This window comes from Streptomyces sp. NPDC001920, assembly GCF_053594495.1.
This window is the reverse complement of record NZ_JBSFEP010000007.1, coordinates 78,376-92,776: the sequence shown is the minus strand read 5'-3', so window position 1 is coordinate 92,776 and position 14,401 is coordinate 78,376. Positions and strand designations below refer to the sequence as shown.

At 71.7% G+C, this 14,401-nt stretch carries 15 protein-coding genes; 9 read left to right on the top strand and 6 right to left on the bottom strand.

The window, feature by feature from the left end; all coding sequences use genetic code 11:
- Nucleotides 1–28 precede the first annotated feature (28 nt).
- Both ACWCPI_RS13775 and ACWCPI_RS13770 read left to right on the top strand, forming a co-directional pair.
- Nucleotides 29–973 (top strand): glucosyl-3-phosphoglycerate synthase, encoded by a 945-nt coding sequence (locus ACWCPI_RS13775; protein ID WP_451038305.1) that lies wholly within the window; start codon nt 29–31, stop codon nt 971–973.
- Nucleotides 974–1,057: 84 nt separating this feature from the next.
- Nucleotides 1,058–2,491, top strand: a complete 1,434-nt coding sequence (locus tag ACWCPI_RS13770; protein ID WP_451038304.1) for an alpha,alpha-trehalose-phosphate synthase (UDP-forming) — start codon at nt 1,058–1,060, stop codon at nt 2,489–2,491.
- Here ACWCPI_RS13770 and otsB read toward each other — a convergent pair.
- The 3 genes from otsB to ACWCPI_RS13755 are packed head-to-tail and all read right to left on the bottom strand — an operon-like array spanning nt 2,479 to nt 4,967.
- Nucleotides 2,479–3,324 carry a trehalose-phosphatase gene (otsB, locus tag ACWCPI_RS13765; RefSeq protein WP_451038303.1) on the bottom strand — a complete coding sequence of 282 codons (846 nt, stop codon included), beginning with the start codon at nt 3,322–3,324 and terminating at the stop codon, nt 2,479–2,481. The genes ACWCPI_RS13770 and otsB overlap by 13 nt on opposite strands.
- A gap of 45 nt (nt 3,325–3,369) precedes the next feature.
- Nucleotides 3,370–3,627, bottom strand: coding sequence for a DUF3263 domain-containing protein (locus tag ACWCPI_RS13760; protein WP_451038302.1), 258 nt, complete (start codon nt 3,625–3,627; stop codon nt 3,370–3,372).
- A 47-nt stretch (nt 3,628–3,674) separates the two neighbouring features.
- Nucleotides 3,675–4,967, bottom strand: coding sequence for an ABC transporter substrate-binding protein (locus tag ACWCPI_RS13755; RefSeq protein WP_451038523.1), 1,293 nt, complete (start codon nt 4,965–4,967; stop codon nt 3,675–3,677).
- A gap of 98 nt (nt 4,968–5,065) precedes the next feature.
- Between ACWCPI_RS13755 and ACWCPI_RS13750 the strand changes: the two genes are divergently transcribed.
- The 3 genes from ACWCPI_RS13750 to ACWCPI_RS13740 all read left to right on the top strand — a co-directional run bounded on the left by ACWCPI_RS13750 (nt 5,066) and on the right by ACWCPI_RS13740 (nt 8,326).
- Nucleotides 5,066–6,043 (top strand): ROK family protein, encoded by a 978-nt coding sequence (locus tag ACWCPI_RS13750; RefSeq protein ID WP_451038301.1) that lies wholly within the window; start codon nt 5,066–5,068, stop codon nt 6,041–6,043.
- A complete protein-coding gene (gene nagA, locus ACWCPI_RS13745) occupies nt 6,043–7,254 on the top strand; it encodes an N-acetylglucosamine-6-phosphate deacetylase (RefSeq protein ID WP_451038300.1) in 1,212 nt (403 codons plus the stop codon). The genes ACWCPI_RS13750 and nagA overlap by 1 nt, the downstream gene beginning before the upstream one ends.
- A gap of 142 nt (nt 7,255–7,396) precedes the next feature.
- Nucleotides 7,397–8,326, top strand: a complete 930-nt coding sequence (locus tag ACWCPI_RS13740; protein WP_451038299.1) for a 1-phosphofructokinase family hexose kinase — start codon at nt 7,397–7,399, stop codon at nt 8,324–8,326.
- Nucleotides 8,327–8,332: 6 nt separating this feature from the next.
- On the opposite strand, the gene ACWCPI_RS13735 is transcribed toward ACWCPI_RS13740, so the two are convergent.
- Together ACWCPI_RS13735 and cdgB are read right to left on the bottom strand one after the other, a co-directional pair.
- Entirely contained in the window at nt 8,333–9,298 is a 966-nt protein-coding gene (locus tag ACWCPI_RS13735) for a CBM35 domain-containing protein (RefSeq protein WP_451038298.1), read from the bottom strand.
- A gap of 119 nt (nt 9,299–9,417) precedes the next feature.
- Nucleotides 9,418–11,076 carry a diguanylate cyclase CdgB gene (cdgB, locus tag ACWCPI_RS13730; protein ID WP_451038297.1) on the bottom strand — a complete coding sequence of 553 codons (1,659 nt, stop codon included), beginning with the start codon at nt 11,074–11,076 and terminating at the stop codon, nt 9,418–9,420.
- Nucleotides 11,077–11,405: 329 nt separating this feature from the next.
- Between cdgB and ACWCPI_RS13725 the strand changes: the two genes are divergently transcribed.
- Both ACWCPI_RS13725 and ACWCPI_RS13720 read left to right on the top strand, forming a co-directional pair.
- Nucleotides 11,406–12,005, top strand: a complete 600-nt coding sequence (locus ACWCPI_RS13725) for a flavin reductase family protein (RefSeq protein ID WP_451038296.1) — start codon at nt 11,406–11,408, stop codon at nt 12,003–12,005.
- Nucleotides 12,006–12,072: 67 nt separating this feature from the next.
- Nucleotides 12,073–12,552, top strand: coding sequence for a GNAT family N-acetyltransferase (locus ACWCPI_RS13720; RefSeq protein WP_451038295.1), 480 nt, complete (start codon nt 12,073–12,075; stop codon nt 12,550–12,552).
- An 18-nt stretch (nt 12,553–12,570) separates the two neighbouring features.
- Here ACWCPI_RS13720 and arfB read toward each other — a convergent pair whose 3' ends face one another.
- Nucleotides 12,571–13,008, bottom strand: coding sequence for an alternative ribosome rescue aminoacyl-tRNA hydrolase ArfB (arfB, locus tag ACWCPI_RS13715; protein ID WP_451038294.1), 438 nt, complete (start codon nt 13,006–13,008; stop codon nt 12,571–12,573).
- Nucleotides 13,009–13,177: 169 nt separating this feature from the next.
- Between arfB and ACWCPI_RS13710 the strand changes: the two genes are divergently transcribed.
- Both ACWCPI_RS13710 and ACWCPI_RS13705 read left to right on the top strand, forming a co-directional pair.
- Nucleotides 13,178–13,753 carry a TerD family protein gene (locus ACWCPI_RS13710; RefSeq protein ID WP_388807421.1) on the top strand — a complete coding sequence of 192 codons (576 nt, stop codon included), beginning with the start codon at nt 13,178–13,180 and terminating at the stop codon, nt 13,751–13,753.
- Between the two features lie 130 nt (nt 13,754–13,883).
- On the top strand, nt 13,884–14,399 hold the full coding sequence (locus tag ACWCPI_RS13705) for a GNAT family N-acetyltransferase (protein ID WP_451038293.1): 516 nt from the start codon (nt 13,884–13,886) through the stop codon (nt 14,397–14,399).
- Nucleotides 14,400–14,401 lie beyond the last annotated feature (2 nt).

Sequence of the window (14,401 nt, the reverse complement as noted above, 5' to 3'; positions counted from 1 at the left end):
GCGAGACAACAGTGAGGAGCAGCCGACCGTGCTGGAAGAAGTCGAGCGCTGGCTGAGCACCCGCTCCTGGTCCGTGTCCGACCACCCGCTGCATCACGTACTGGCCGCCAAGCAGCGTTCGGGCCAGTCGGTCTCCGTCGTGCTGCCAGCGCTCAACGAGGAGGAGACCGTCGGCGAGATCGTCGCGATCATCCGACACGACCTGGTCCGGCAGATTCCGCTGGTCGACGAGATCGTCGTCGTCGACTCCGGGTCCACCGACCGCACCTCCGAGGTGGCCGCGGCGGCCGGCGCGACCGTGGTGCACCGGGACGAGATCCTGCCGCGCCTGCCGGCCGTGCCCGGCAAGGGCGAGGTCCTGTGGCGCTCCCTGCTCGTCACCCGTGGGGATGTCATCTGTTTCATCGACGCCGACCTGAAGGAGTTCTCCTCGGACTTCGTCTCCGGCATCGTGGGCCCGCTGCTCACCGAGCCGGGCGTCGACCTGGTCAAGGCGATGTACGACCGCCCCCTGGGCGCCGCGGCCGGACAGGGCGGCCGGGTCACCGAGCTGATGGCACGCCCGCTGCTGAACATGCACTGGCCGCAGCTGGCCGGTTTCGTGCAGCCGCTGGGCGGCGAGTACGCGGCCCGCCGCTCGCTGCTGGAACAGCTGCCGTTCCCGGTCGGGTACGGCGTGGAGCTGGGCATGCTGGTCGACGCCCTGCACCTGGTGGGCCTGGACGCCCTGGCCCAGGTGGACGTGGGTGTGCGCAAGCACCGCCACCAGGACGGACAGGCCCTGGGCCGGATGTCCGCGGCGATCTACCGCACCGCCCAGCTGCGGCTGGCCCGCGGGCATCTCGTCCGTCCCTGCCTGACCCAGTTCGAGCGCGGCGAGGACGGGTTCGAGCCGCGCACGTACTCCGTGGACACCGAGGAGCGGCCGCCCATGGTGGAGATCGCCGAGTACGCGGCGCGGCGGGTCGCGTAGCTGTCGCACACGGGCCGTATACAGGCCCGCCACTGAGTGGAACCGTACGTTTGAGCGTTTCCGTGCCGGGCTAGGTTGAGGCGTATGGCTTCCACGCAGGGTGCTGCAAAAGTGCTGGTCGCGTCGAACCGCGGCCCGGTTTCGTACACGGTGGCCGCGGACGGTTCGCTGAACGCCAAGCGCGGCGGCGGCGGGCTGGTCTCGGGCCTGTCCGCGATCGGCTCGGACGCGGACGCGCTGTGGGTGTGCTCCGCGCTCTCCGACGGTGACCGCGAGGCGGTCCGGCGCGGGGTCGCGGGGGCGGGCCGGGACGGCGTGCGGATGCTCGACATCCCGGCCGAGGTGCACTCCGACGCGTACAACGGCATCGCGAACTCGGTGCTGTGGTTCGTGCACCACATGCTCTACCAGACGCCCCTGGAACCGGTCTTCGACGCGGAGTTCCGGCGCCGGTGGGCGTCGTACGAGACCTACAACCGGGCGTTCGCCGAGGCGCTGGCCGAGGAGGCGGCGCCGGGTGCCGCGGTGGTCGTGCAGGACTACCACCTGACCCTGGTGCCGGGCATGCTCCGCGAACTGCGCCCGGACCTCAGGATCGGCCACTTCTCGCACACGCCGTGGGCACCGCCGGAGTACTTCCGGATGCTGCCGGACGACGTGGCCGGGCAGGTGCTGCGCGGCATGCTGGGCGCGGACCGGCTGGGCTTCCTCACCCGGCGGTGGGCGGACGCGTTCGAGGCGTGCTGCGACCTGTTCGCCGGGGGACTCGGCGGCACCCGGGTCGGGGTGCACGGACTGGGCGCGGACGCGGACTTCCTGCGGGCACGTTCCCGTGAGGCCGACGTGGTCGAGCGGATGGCGGCGCTGAAGGGCGAGATCGGTGCGGCACCCGACGGGAGCGCCCGCAGGACGATCGTGCGGGTCGACCGGACCGAGCTGTCCAAGAACATCGCGCGGGGCCTGCTGGCGTACCGGCAGCTGCTCGACGACCACCCCGAGTGGCGCGAGCGGGTGGCGCACGTGGCCTTCGCCTACCCCTCGCGGCAGGACCTGGCGGTGTACCGGGACTACACGGCCGAGGTGCAGCGGCTCGCCGAGGAGATCAACTCCCGGTACGGGACACCGGGTTGGACTCCGGTGGTGCTGCACGTCGAGGACGACTTCGCGCGCTCGCTGGCGGCGTACCGGCTGGCGGACGTGGCGCTGGTCAACCCCATCCGGGACGGCATGAACCTGGTCGCGAAGGAGGTGCCGGTCGTCTCCGACGAGGGATGCGCGCTGGTGCTGTCGCGGGAGGCCGGTGCCTTCGAGGAGCTGGGCGAGGACGCGATCGCCGTGAACCCGTACGACGTCGTCGGCACGGCGCGGGCCCTGCACGAGGCGCTGTCCATGGGACCGGAGGAGCGGGCGGAGCGCTCCAAGCGGCTGGCGGCGTCGGCGACCGCCCTCCCCCCGGCCCAGTGGTTCCTGGACCAGCTGCACGCGCTGGAGGAGGGCGGCGCCGGTCAGTCCGCCTGATCGGCGATCTGGCGCAGCAGCCGTACGACGCCCTCCGGGCCGTCGACCACGATGTCCGCCCGCTTGGACAGCTCGGTGACCTCCTCGCTGCCACTGCACACCAGCAGGCCCGGGACGCCGTCGGCGCGGAGTTCGTCGACGGCGGCGTAGGCGGGAAGGTCGCCGAGGTCGTCTCCGGCGTACAGGACGGACTCGGCGCCCAGTTCGCGGACGTACTCGCTCAGCGCCCTGCCCTTGTCCATGCCGGGCGGGCGCAGTTCGAGGACCATCCGCCCCGGCTCGACGACGAGGCCGCTTCGCGCGGCGAGGTCGTGGAGGGGTTCACGCAGGGCCTCGAAGGTGCCCTGCGGGTCGGCCGCGCGGCGGGTGTGCACGGCGACGGCGTGCCCCTTGTCCTCGATCCACGTGCCGGTGCCCGCGCCGGTGCGCTCCAGGATCCGCGGCAGTTCGGCGCGGACGGCCGCGACGCCGGGGTGCGGGTCGGGGGCGGTGACCTCACCGCTGACGGCGTCCCAGCGTTCGGCGCCGTAGTGCCCGAGCACGACGAGGTGCTCCAGCCCCGGGACGCCCGCGAAGCCGCCGTACCGCACGGCCACCTCGGCCGGACGGCCGGTGATCACCGCGACGGCGGCCACCTTCGGCGCGAGTACGGCGAGCGCGGGAACGGCGTCGGGGTGGGCGCGAGCCTGCTCCGGGTCCGCCACGATCGCCGCGAGCGTCCCGTCGAAGTCCAGCGCCACCAGCGTCCCGCCGGGCCTCGCGAGGATGGCGTCCAGCCCGTCACGCCCTCGCGGGGTCACGGGTACCGGCAGAGATTCCTTGTGACTGCCCATACGGCGACCCTATCCAGGCAGGGCCGGGTGTACGCCTGGCCGCCCTCAGCGCTCCGCCCGCCGCGCCTCCCGGACCCGCCGCAGCCGGTTCACCGTGACCGGGTCGTGCGCCAGGGCGCGTGGGTCGTCCAGGAGGGCGTTCAGAAGCTGGTAGTAGCGCACGGGGGCCAGGCCCAGTTCCTCCCGTATGGCCCGCTCCTTCGCGCCGGGCCCCGGAAAACCCCGCCGTTCCAGAGCGAGGACGGCCTGTTCGCGCTCGGCGAGGCCGTCCTGCGTCCTGCTCCCGTCCTGGTGCTGGTCCATGCCCAGCACCGTAACCCCGGCCGCTGACAGTCGGCCCGTGCCGCCGCCTACTCCGCGTGCTCCACCCGCGCGGCCGTCGACTGCAGCTGTCCCAGGATCGCCGACGGGCTGCCGCCGACGGACACCGTCCTGCCCATGTGCTGCTTGATCTCCGCGCTGACGGAGGCCCAGGACGTGTGGCCGACCGGATACAGCTCGGACAGCGGCAGCTGCTCCAGGAAGGGCCTGAGGTCGGCGTCCTGCTTCGCCGCCGTCATCCGCGCGGACGCGGAGGTCGTGACGGGAAGGAGGTCGTAGCGCCGCGAGAAGTCCAGCACGTTCTGCTCGTCGTAGACGAAGTCGAGGAACTCGCCCGCCTGTTCGGCGTGCCCGTTCTGTTTGAAGGCCATCATCCAGTCGGCCACGCCCATGGAGACCTTGGTCGGTCCCTCCACGCCGGGCATCGGCACCATGCCGAACTTCACGCCCTTCTTCGCCGCCATCTGCATCAGCGAGGGATGTCCGTTGAGCATGCCGACGTCACCGGCCGCGAAGGCGGAGAACGCGTCGGCCCGGTTGAGTTCCCCGGGCGCGACCGGCCCGGTGAGGCCCTTGCCGACCAGGTTGTTCTTCAGCCAGTTGAAGGTGGCGACGTTCTCCGCCGAGTCGAGGCTGTACGTGCCGGTCTCGGGGTCGGTGTAGCCGCCCCCGCCGCTGAGCAGCCACTGCATCGTCTCCGCCTGTGCCTCCTCGGGCCCGAGCGGCAGCGCGTACGGGTACTTCACGCCCTCCGCCTTGAGCGCCTGGGCGTCGGCGGCCAGCTCCTTCCAGGTCGTCGGCGGGGTGATGCCGGCCTTCTCGAAGAGGGTCTTGTTGTAGAAGAGCAGGCGCGTGGAGGAGGCGAACGGAATGCCGTACTGCACCCCGTTCACCTGGCCCGCGTCCGCCAGCTGGGAGACGAGGTCGCCCTGGACGGGGATGGAGAGCAGGTCGTCGGCCGGGTAGAGGAGGTCCTTCGCGGCGTAGTCGGCGTACGCGCCGATCTGCGCCAGGTCCGGCGCCTCCCCGGCCGCCACCATCCCCTTGACCTTGGCGTCGACGTCGTTCCAGGAGTACACCGTGACGTCGACCGTCACGTCCGGGTGCTGCTTCTCGTACTCCTTGACGAGCTTGTCCCAGTACTTCCGGGAACTGTTCACCGCGCTGTCGCCGTAGTCCGCCGCGACCAGCTTCAGCGTGACCTCACCCGAACCGCCGGTCACCCCGCAGCCGCCCAGGACCGCCGTCAGGCCCAGCGCGGTCACCGCCGCGATCGTTCCGGTACGCCTACGCCGCTGCACGCAAAACCGCCCCACACCCATGTTCGAATACTTTCGAAACGTCATACAAATTGCCCCCTAAGGTCTACACCACGTAAGTGGACTAGACCTCTCGCGGGTATGCAAGACACACTGTCCCCGTGAGACATGTCATCGCCCTCGACGTGGGCGGCACCGAGATGAAGGCCGCCCTGGCAGGGGCGAGCGGCATCACGCCTGCCGACGGCCCGCCCGGCACGGCACCCCTGCTCCACCGGGCCCGCCGCCCCACCGGACGCGAGCGCGGGCCGGACGCGGTCGTCGAGGGCATCCTCGGCTTCGCCGCCGAGCTGTGCGCGTACGGCGAACAGCGCTTCGGCGAACCCGCGGCCGCCGTCGGCGTCGCCGTCCCCGGCATCGTCGACACCGAGCGGGGCGTCGCCACCTACGCGGCCAACCTGGGCTGGCGGGACGTCCCGCTGCGCAGGCTGCTGTCCGAACGGCTCGGCGGCGTCCCCGTCGCCCTCGGCCACGACGTGCGCACCGGCGGCCTCGCCGAGGGCCGTATCGGCGCGGGCCGGGGCGCCGACCGTTTCCTCTTCGTCCCGCTCGGCACCGGGATCGCCGGCGCCATCGGCATCGAGGGGCGGGTGGAGGCGGGCGCGCACGGCTTCGCGGGCGAGATCGGCCACATCGTCGTACGGCCCGGCGGGGATCCCTGCCCGTGCGGGCAGCGCGGCTGCCTGGAGCGGTTCGCGTCCGCGGCGGCCGTGAGCAAGGCATGGGCCGCCGCCTGCGGGGACCCGGAGGCGGACGCCGCCGACTGCGCCAAGGCCGTGGCGTCCGGTGACCCGAACGCCGTACGAGTCTGGGAGCGGGCCGTGGACGCCCTCGCCGACGGCCTGGTCACCGCGCTCACCCTGCTGGACCCGCGCGTCCTGATCATCGGTGGCGGCCTCGCCGAGGCCGGGGAAACCTTGTTCACACCCCTGCGGGACGCCGTCCGGCGGCGGGTGACCTTCCAGAAGCTGCCGGAGATCGTCCCCGCGGCGCTCGGGGACTCGGCCGGCTGCCTGGGTGCCGGACTCCTGGCCTGGGATCTCCTCGACCACATCGACCGTACGGAGGTAACCCCCTGATGGCCAACGCCCTAGGGGCGCGGGGAACTGCGCGAGAAACCACACACCACCCGCGGCCCGCGCACGGCAAGGCGCCCCTGGTCCTGTCCGGCGCCGACGTGGTCCTGCCGACGGGAACCCTCGCCAAGGGCCAGGTGGTGGTCGACGGCACCCGCATCGCCGGGACGGCACCGGAGGCCGCGCACCGCATCGACCTGACCGGCCACTGGCTGGTCCCGGGCTTCGTCGACCTCCACAACCACGGCGGCGGCGGAGCCTCCTTCACCTCGGGCACCGCCGACGACGTGCTCAAGGGCATCCACACCCATCGTCTGCACGGCACCACCACCCTGGTGGCCTCCACGGTGACCGGCGACATGGGCTTCCTGGCCCGGCGGGCCGGTCTGCTGTCCGAACTCGCCGAGCAGGGCGACATCGCCGGCATCCACTTCGAGGGCCCCTTCATCTCCCCGTGCCGCAAGGGCGCCCACTCCGAGGAACTGCTGCGCGACCCGGACCCGGCGGAGGTCCGCAAGCTGATCGACGCCGCGCGCGGTCACGCGACCATGGTCACCCTCGCCACCGAACTGCCCGGCGGCATCGACTCCGTACGCCTGCTGGCCGACCACGGCGTGATCGCGGCGGTCGGGCACACGGACGCCACGTACGAGCAGACGGTGCGGGCCATCGACGCGGGCGCCACGGTCGCCACCCACCTGTTCAACGCCATGCCGCCACTCGGCCACCGCGAGCCCGGCCCGATCGCGGCCCTGCTGGAGGACGAGCGGGTGACCGTCGAGCTGATCAACGACGGCACGCATCTGCACCCGGCGGCCCTCCAGCTGGCGTTCCACCACGCGGGCGCCGACCGGGTCGCCTTCATCACGGACGCGATGGACGCGGCCGGCTTCGGTGACGGCCGCTACATGCTCGGCCCGCTGGAGGTCGATGTGACGGACGGTGTGGCACGCCTCGTCGAGGGCGGCTCGATCGCCGGTTCGACCCTCACCCTCGACCGCGCGCTCAAGCGGGCGGTGACGATCGACCGGCTGCCGATCGAGGACGCGGTGGCGGCCCTGTCCGCCAACCCCGCCAAGCTGCTCGGCCGCTACGACCGCATCGGCTCGCTGGAGCCCGGCAAGGACGCCGACCTGGTCGTGCTGGACTCCGGCTTCGACCTCGTGGGCGTGATGCGCCGGGGCGAATGGGTGGTTGAGCCCCAACTGGGGTGATGTGTCCTGCTGTTGAGGGCGGCGGTTGTCCTGGGAGACTGGGACGGCCGCCGCCCGTTTGGCATGATCAAGCCTCCGGCCGGAGCGTCCGGCGGACAGACGGCGAACACATCGCGAACTTCTTCGGGGGAGGTCGGCCCAGGTGATCCTCACGGTCACGCTGAACACCGCTCTCGACATCACCTACCGAGTCCCGGCGCTGCGCCCGCACGCCGCCCACCGGGTCTCCGAGGTGACCGAACGCCCGGGCGGCAAGGGCCTGAACGTCGCCCGCGTCCTCGCGGCCCTCGGTCACGAGGTGACGGTCACCGGTTTCGCGGGCGGCGCGACGGGGCGCGTCGTCCGGGAGCGGCTCACCACGGCGCCGGGCGTGACGGACGCGCTGGTCCCGGTGACGGACGCCACCCGGCGCACGATCGCCCTGGTCGACGACCGCACCGGCGACACCACCCAGCTCAACGAGCCCGGCCCGACGATCACACCGACCGAGTGGTCCGCCTTCCAGCAGGCGTACGAGGACCTGCTGGTGTCAGCCTCCGCGGTGGCCCTGTGCGGCAGCCTGCCGCCGGGCGTGCCGGTGGGGGCGTACGCCAACCTGGTGCGGTCCGCGAAGGCCGCCGGGGTGCCCGTCCTGCTGGACACCAGCGGCGAGGCACTGCGCCGGGGCGTCGCCGCCCGCCCGGACGTCATCAAGCCCAACGCCGACGAACTGGCCGAACTGACCGGCTCCCACGAGCCGTCGCGGGCCACGCAGGACGCGCGCAGACGCGGCGCCCGCTCCGTGGTGGCCTCCCTGGGCGAAGCCGGCCTGCTCGCGGTGACCCCCGAGGGCCGCTGGCGCGCGACCCCACCGACCCGCCTCCACGGCAACCCGACCGGCGCGGGCGACGCGGCGGTGGCGGGCCTGTTGTCGGGGCTGGTGGAGGGGCTGCCGTGGCCGGAACGGCTGGCCCGCGCGGCGGCGCTGAGCGCGGCGAGCGTGACGGCGCCGGTGGCGGGGGAGTTCGACCAGGAGGTCTACGAGGAGCTGCTGGGGCGAGTGGCGGTGACGAGTGAGGTCAGTGCCGCCTGACGGCCCCTACCGCTTGACCCAGCCCTTGACGATCCACATCTGGTCGAGGAGGGCGTCGCACTGGTTGCCCTGCTCGCAGGAGACCTTGATCGTGTTCGTGCCCTTGTTGAGCTGGATGTAGTTGTAGGTCTTCGTCCAGCCCTTCTCGTAGTCGCCCTCGCCGGCGCCCGTCCAGTTCTTCATGTCGACCGGCCTGCCGGCGGCGGTGCCGTTGACCGTGAGGGTGGCGTTCTGGTCCTTGCCGGGGACGCTGTAGCCGACGTAGACGGAGTACTTGCCGGACTCCGGGATGTCGTTCACGGTCCAGGTGACCGAGGCGCCGACCTGGTTGAAGCCGCTGACGTAGACGCCGCCGTCGGCCTGGGCGCCCTTGACGTCGGACGCGGTGGTGGCGCCGCCGTCGAGGGCGAGGGCCTTCACGTCGATCGTCGGCAGGTCTTCCTTGGCCGCCTGGCTGTTGCTGTTCGACGGGCTGGGCGCGGTGCTCTTCTGGGGCTGCGACTGCGTCGGCGTGGCCGTGGCGTCGCCGCCCGCCTCGTCCTTGTCGCCGTCCGGGCCCAGCATGGCCACGCTGATGCCGATGACGACGGCCGCGACGACCGCGATCGCGCCGATCAGCAGGCCCTTGGTGTTGGGGCCCGAGCCGCGGCCGCTGCCGGACCCGCCGCCGTACGCCGGCTGCGGCGAGGCCGTCGTCGCCCCGCCGGGGAGCGTCTCCGGCGCCGCGTAGTGGGCGTTCGGCTGGCCGGGCGCGCTCTGCTGCTGCGGGATCGTCTGACCGTACTGCGCGGTCTGCGCGGGCTGGCCGTACTGGCGCTGGCCGACCGCCCGCACCCGGTTGACCGAGCCCGGGTAGCCGTAGCCCCCGCCACCCGACGGCGGCTGGGCTCCGTTGGCCTGCCCGTCGGCGTAGAGGTAGCCGAACGGGTCGTCGTCCTCGGGCGTGGTCGCGCCGTTGTTGCCGGACGTCATCCCTTGGTACTCCTCACCAGGTGCGGGCGGATGCGATACGTGAGTTCAGAAGGGCGAGCCTACCCGCTCTCACTGGCCCAAACGGGTGACTCGAATCGCATCGACCGGCTGACCTGGAGTTACCCGGCGCGGCGGTGTTGTTTGGGACGAGATCGTTTCTCTACGTACATCCGCTCGTCAGCGGACTTCAACACTTCGTCCGCCGTCATGCCGCAGTGTGCCCACCCGATGCCGAAGCTGGCGCCCACCCGGACGGCGCGCCCCTCGGCCCGGATCGGCTGGATGATCTCGTTGCGCAGACGTACGGCGAGGTCCTGGGCGTCGGCCCGGCCGAGCCCGTCCGCGAGGATCACGAACTCGTCGCCGCCGAGCCGGGCGACGGTGTCGCCGTCGCGCACCCCGCGGGCCAGCCGCCGGGCCACCTCGATGAGAACCGCGTCACCCGCGTTGTGCCCGAACCGGTCGTTGATCGACTTGAAGCCGTCGAGGTCGCAGAAGAGCACCGCGAGCCCCTTGGCCCCGTCGTCGCGCTCGCCCTCGGCCGGGGCGACCGTGTGGACGTGGTGGTCGAAGGCGTCGTACGCCGCCGGGCTCGGCCGGAAGTCGAAGCCGTGGCCGTTGGCGTCGAAGACGGCGGGGTGGCCGTAGGCCGCGTCCGTGGACTCCAGGGAGCCGGCGTGGGCGGGCCGCTGGCACAGGCGGGCCGAGAGGCGGGCGCGCAGCTCGGCGGAGTTCGGCAGTCCGGTCAGCGAGTCGTGCGAGGCGCGGTGGGCGAGCTGGAGCTCGCGGCGCTTGCGCTCCTCGATGTCCTCGACGTGGGTCAGCAGGAACCGCGGTCCGTCGGCGGCGTCGGCGACGACGCTGTTGCGCAGGGACACCCAGACGTACGTGCCGTCGCGGCGCCCGAGGCGCAGTTCCGCCCGTCCGCCCTCCGCCGAGGTCCGCAGGAGGGTGCCGATGTCCTCGGGGTGAACGAGGTCGGAGAAGGAGTAGCGGCGCATCGCGGAGGCGGGGCGGCCCAGGAGGCGGCAGAGCGCGTCGTTGGTCCGGAGGATCCGCCCGTGCTGGTCGCCGCCCATCTCGGCGATGGCCATGCCGGAAGGGGCGTACTCGAAGGCCTGCCTGAAGCTTTCCTCGCTCGCGCGCAGGGCCTGCTGCTCGCGCTCCAGCCTGACCAGCGCCCGCTGCATATTCGCGCGTAGACGTGCGTTGCTGATGGCGATCGCCGCCTGGAACGCGTACATCTGGAGCGCCTCGCGCCCCCACGCGCCCGGCAGCCGTCCGTTGCGCGGCCGGTCCACGGACAGGACGCCGATCAGCTCACCGCACGCGCCGCCCTGCACACCGGGCGTGTACATCGGCGCGAAGAGCCGGTCCGCCGGGTGCCACTCGTCCTCGAAGCGGGGGGCGGGCCCGTCGGTGTACCACTGCGGTACGTCGTCGTCGTCGAGGACCCAGCCCTCGGTGTGCGGTATGAAGACCAGGTCGCCCCACTGCTCGCCCATGCTCAGCCGGCGCTCCCACGACTCGCGCGAGCCGACCCGGCCGGTGATGAGGGCCTCGGCGGCGGGGTTGCCGGCGAAGGCGGCGACGACGAGATCGCCGTCGGGGCGCACCAGGTTGACGCACGCGAGCTCGAAGCCGAGGCCGGTGACGACGCCGTCGGCGACGGTCTGGAGTGTGTCCGCCAGGCTTCGGGCCGTGTTCATGTCAGCCATGACCTGGTGCAGTTTTCGCAGGGTCGCAAGACGGACATACGGCTCCGACTCGGTCTCCATGCTCGCCCTCCCCCCGAGACCTCGCAGCGAATCAAGGGTTCTCTTCGGCGTAACGTTCCTTGCTGACTTCCCCGCCACTGAATCACAGCGCGCTGCTCACTCGGTACACAGGGTCAACAATTAATGGCTCTTGTGACTCAAGTCACAGGTAAACGTGAACAATTGAGCGGTGTTTCTGCGTTTCTCCTGTGCGTTTGCCGGACGCAAACTTGGCGTGCCTGTGGAGGTGCCGCGAAACGCCCGGGAACAAGGTAGGTCGGGAGTCCTAGGTCCGTTCTCGTACGGAGGCCCGATGCGGTGTGCGCGGGCCTGACATTAGCGTTTTCGGCGTGCCGAAGACTTCCGCAGCCGCGCCGCCCGTGACCGCCCCCCTCCCCGCCTCCCCAACCGGCTCCGGGCATGCTGAGGGAGTGAGCAACGACGAGTTCCGTGCCGCCATGTCGCGGCTGGCGGCGGGTGTGGTCCTGGTGACCGCGCTGGAGCCGCCCCTGGACCCGGACGACCCGCACGCACCCGCCGGCGAGGACGTCGGCATGACGGCGACGGCGTTCCTGTCGGTCTCCCTGGACCCGCCGCTCGTCCTGGTCAGCCTGCGCGAGGGCTCCCGCATGGACGACCTGCTCACCGAACAGCCCCTGTGGGCGGTCTCGGTGCTCGCCGAGAGCCAGCGCCACATCGCGGGCCGCTTCGCCATGAAGGGCCGCGTCAGCGACCGGCTGCTGTTCGCCGACATCCCGTACGTCCGCGGCCTGGAGTCCGGCGCGCCCCTGGTGGGCGGCGCCCTGGCCACCCTGGAGTGCCGCACCGAGCAGCGGGTGACCGCGGGCGACCACACCTTGGTGATCGGCCGTGTCCTGTCGGCCTCGGTGCCGAGTGCCGACGGCGGTCCGCTGACGTATTTCCGGGGCCGTTACCGGCACTTGGGGTAAGTCCCGGCGGCGACTACGGAACTCAATTGCATGGCGCGCGAGTGATCATCCGACTTACCGTTCCGGCATGACGTCGACCACTCCGTCTCCGCGCCTCGAAAAGATCACACCCGGAAACTTCGAGGCCGCCACGGGCATACGGGTCCGCCCCGACCAGGAACACGCGGTCTCGCCCGTGATGCGGTCCCTCGCCGAGGCGTACGTCCATCCCGAGGGCGTCGCCTGGCCCCGCCTGATCGTCGACGGCGACCGCCCGGTCGGGTTCTTGATGGCCTTCTTCGACATCGACTGGTACGAGGACGGCAGCGTCCTGCGCTCCGGACTGTGGCGGCTGAACATCGCCGCCGAGGAGCAGGGCAGGGGTTACGGCCGGTTCGCGGTCGAGTCGGTGGCCGCCGAGATCCGGCGCCGGGGCGGCGAGCAGCTTTACGTCACCTGGCACCCCGGCGCGAACGGCCCGGAGAACTTCTACCTCGGCCTCGGCTTCCGCCCCAACGGGGAGACCTCCGAGGGCGAGACCGTGGGCGTGCTGGACCTGGAGCAGTGACGGCGACGCGCGGGCCGGCTACCCCCAGTCCCGTCCGGAACGGCCCCGCTTGGTGTCCGAGCGCTGCTTCTTCTCCCTCAGGCGGCGCTCGTTGATGCCCCGCGGGATGCGGGTCGGCCTACGGGGCTTGGGGGGCGGGGCCGTCGCCTCGGCGAGGAGCGCCGCGAGGCGTACCGCGGCGGTCTCGCGGTTGCGCCACTGGGAGCGGTGCTCGGAGGCGCGGACGGTGAGGACGCCGTCGACGAGCCGCCCGCCCAGCCGCTCCAGCGCCCGCTGCTTCCACACCTCGGGCAGCGCCTCGGTCCTCGCCAGGTCGAACCGCAGCTCGACCTGCGAGTCACTGGTGTTGACGTGCTGGCCGCCCGGGCCGCTCGACCGCGAGAAACGCCACATGAGCTCGGCCTCGGGGAGCGAGACGGAGCCGCGGATGAGGTAGGGACCGGACATGCCCTCCATGTTCCCGGTTCTGTCCGGTCCACGTCACGCGAATATCCCGCTGTCTCCCCTACGGGTGCTCTTTGGCAAAGAAAGTAAAGACACCTGGAACCTATGGCACCCGTCTCCGCGTTCATAGGGGTAGCTGTAGCGTCTAGCCGTACCGCAACGAGGGAAGGGACTCCCAACAATGGCTGTAAGCCTGTCCAAGGGTGGCAACGTCTCGCTCACCAAGGAGGCTCCGGGCCTGACCGCCGTCACCGTCGGCCTCGGCTGGGACGTCCGCACCACCACCGGCACCGACTTCGACCTCGACGCCTCCGCGATCGCCGTGAACACGCAGGGCAAGGTCTACTCCGACGCCCACTTCGTCTTCTTCAACAACAAGCAGACGCCGGACAACACGATCGTCCACACCGGCGACAACCGCACCGGTGAGGGCGCGGGCGACGACGAGGCGATCAACGTCAACCTGGCGGCCCTCCCGGCCGACATCGACAAGATCGTCTTCCCGGTCTCCATCTACGACGCCGAGTCGCGCTCGCAGAACTTCGGCCAGGTCCGCAACGCCTACATCCGCATCATCAACCAGGCCGGCGGCGCCGAGATCGCCCGTTACGACCTGTCGGAGGACGCGGCCACCGAGACCGCCATGGTCTTCGGCGAGCTCTACCGCAACGGCGCGGAGTGGAAGTTCCGCGCGGTCGGCCAGGGCTACGCCTCGGGCCTGGTGGGCATCGCCCAGGACTTCGGCGTGAACGTCTGACCGCAGCGGTCCGCTGTGCCGGAACCCTCGGAACCCCTGGCCGCGGCCGGGGGTTCCGGTGTTTCGGCACCCCGGCGTCCCAGGGTTCCCGCAGGAGAGGCCGGCCGAGGGCTTCGATAGGTTGCCCCATGTGATCCTCGACTCCCTCCCCCTCACCCCCGACCACGACATCCCGGCCCCGCTCCTCACCGAACTCACCGCGCTCTACGCCTCCAACCGCGAGTTCCACGCCCTCAGCGGCGACTTCCCCGACCCGGACGACGTACGGCGGGAGCAGGTGGCGGCAGCGCTGGCCGAGGAGTCGCGGGTGCCGGGGGCAGAGGTGCTGCTCGGGCGCAGCGCCGGACGACTGGTCGGCATCGTGATCGCACTGACCCGGCACCCGGACCCGTCCGACCCGGACCCCTGGATCGGGCTCCTGATGGTCGACGCGGACGCGCAACGCCAGGGGCACGGACGCCGGCTGGCCTCGCTCGTGGAGGACCGCTTCCGCACGGCGGGCCGCTCCGCCCTGCGGCTGGCCGTTCTGGAGAACAACCCCCAGGCCCTCGACTTCTGGACGGCCCTCGGCTACGAGACCATCGGCTACGGAAGAGACCGCCAACTCGACCGCCCCTGCACGGTCCTGCGCAAGCCGCTCCTCTGAGA

What these genes read in the sequence shown, in the direction of transcription:
- ACWCPI_RS13770 (WP_451038304.1), top strand. Translation starts at nt 1,058, where the DNA reads ATGGCTTCCACGCAGGGTGCTGCAAAAGTGCTGGTCGCGTCGAACCGC.
- otsB (WP_451038303.1), bottom strand. Translation starts at nt 3,324, where the DNA reads ATGGGCAGTCACAAGGAATCTCTGCCGGTACCCGTGACCCCGCGAGGG.
- ACWCPI_RS13760 (WP_451038302.1), bottom strand. Translation starts at nt 3,627, where the DNA reads ATGGACCAGCACCAGGACGGGAGCAGGACGCAGGACGGCCTCGCCGAG.
- ACWCPI_RS13755 (WP_451038523.1), bottom strand. Translation starts at nt 4,967, where the DNA reads ATGGGTGTGGGGCGGTTTTGCGTGCAGCGGCGTAGGCGTACCGGAACG.
- nagA (WP_451038300.1), top strand. Translation starts at nt 6,043, where the DNA reads ATGGCCAACGCCCTAGGGGCGCGGGGAACTGCGCGAGAAACCACACAC.
- ACWCPI_RS13735 (WP_451038298.1), bottom strand. Translation starts at nt 9,298, where the DNA reads ATGACGTCCGGCAACAACGGCGCGACCACGCCCGAGGACGACGACCCG.
- cdgB (WP_451038297.1), bottom strand. Translation starts at nt 11,076, where the DNA reads ATGGAGACCGAGTCGGAGCCGTATGTCCGTCTTGCGACCCTGCGAAAA.
- ACWCPI_RS13720 (WP_451038295.1), top strand. Translation starts at nt 12,073, where the DNA reads ATGACGTCGACCACTCCGTCTCCGCGCCTCGAAAAGATCACACCCGGA.
- arfB (WP_451038294.1), bottom strand. Translation starts at nt 13,008, where the DNA reads ATGGAGGGCATGTCCGGTCCCTACCTCATCCGCGGCTCCGTCTCGCTC.
- ACWCPI_RS13710 (WP_388807421.1), top strand. Translation starts at nt 13,178, where the DNA reads ATGGCTGTAAGCCTGTCCAAGGGTGGCAACGTCTCGCTCACCAAGGAG.